Below are 889 nucleotides of genomic sequence, written 5' to 3'. Positions count from 1 at the left end.
GTGGTCAACTCGTCGAGCGAGCTGGCGATCTGCTATGCTCACCTCGACGGCATCGCCAGGATCGTGAAGGAAGAAATCCGCGCCGCCGGCGGCGTGCCGTTCGAGGTGCGCACCGCCGCGCCGAGCGACTTCATCACCGGGGCGGCCAAGCAGGGCAGCTACATCCTCGCCGGGCGCGACATCATCGCCAACGACATTGAGGTCCAGGTCGAGGCGGCGCTGCTCGACGGAATGATCTGCCTGACGAGCTGCGACAAGACCCCGCCGGGCCACCTGATGGCGGCCGCACGCCTCAATATCCCGACGATCCTGGTGATCGGCGGCTACCAGCCGGCGGGCGAGATCGATGGCCAGCCTGTCGACGTCGAGGACTTGTGGGGCGGCTCTATCGGCGAGCGCTTCGGCGGCAAGCCAAAGTTCCCCATCGCCGAGATGGCCGAGAACGCGATCATGGGCCCGGGCGTGTGCGCCGGGATGGCTACCGCCAACACGATGCACTCGACGGTCGAGGCGCTCGGCATGTGCCTGCCCGGCCATGCCCCGGTGCGCGCCAACAGCCCGAAGATGCAGGCCAACGCCCGCGAAGCGGCGCGGCGGATCGTGGAGATGGTGCACGAGGAGCTCAAGCCGCGGCAGATCCTCACCGAAGGTGCGTTCCGCAACGCTATCGCCACGGTGCTCGCGGTCTCCGGGTCGATCAACGCCATCAAGCACCTCCAGGCGACCGCGATCGAAGCCCAGAACGGTCTCGACGTGTTCAAGCTGTGGGAGGAAATGAGCGACGTGCCGGTGCTGTCCGCTGTGCGCCCGACCGGCGACGTGCGGATCGAGCAGTTCGAGGATGCCGGCGGTGCGAGGGCGGTGCTCAAGCGCCTGGAGAGCCGCATCG

Annotated in this window: 1 protein-coding gene; it reads left to right on the top strand. The window is 67.9% G+C overall.

The window, feature by feature from the left end:
* On the top strand, window positions 1-889 hold an 889-nt coding region (locus G7B69_RS16630), incomplete at both ends, for a dihydroxy-acid dehydratase domain-containing protein (RefSeq protein ID WP_166181297.1).

Source organism: Croceibacterium segetis, assembly GCF_011320115.1.
Classification (GTDB): domain Bacteria; phylum Pseudomonadota; class Alphaproteobacteria; order Sphingomonadales; family Sphingomonadaceae; genus Croceibacterium_B; species Croceibacterium_B segetis.
This window is presented reverse-complemented; position numbering and strand designations above follow the sequence as displayed.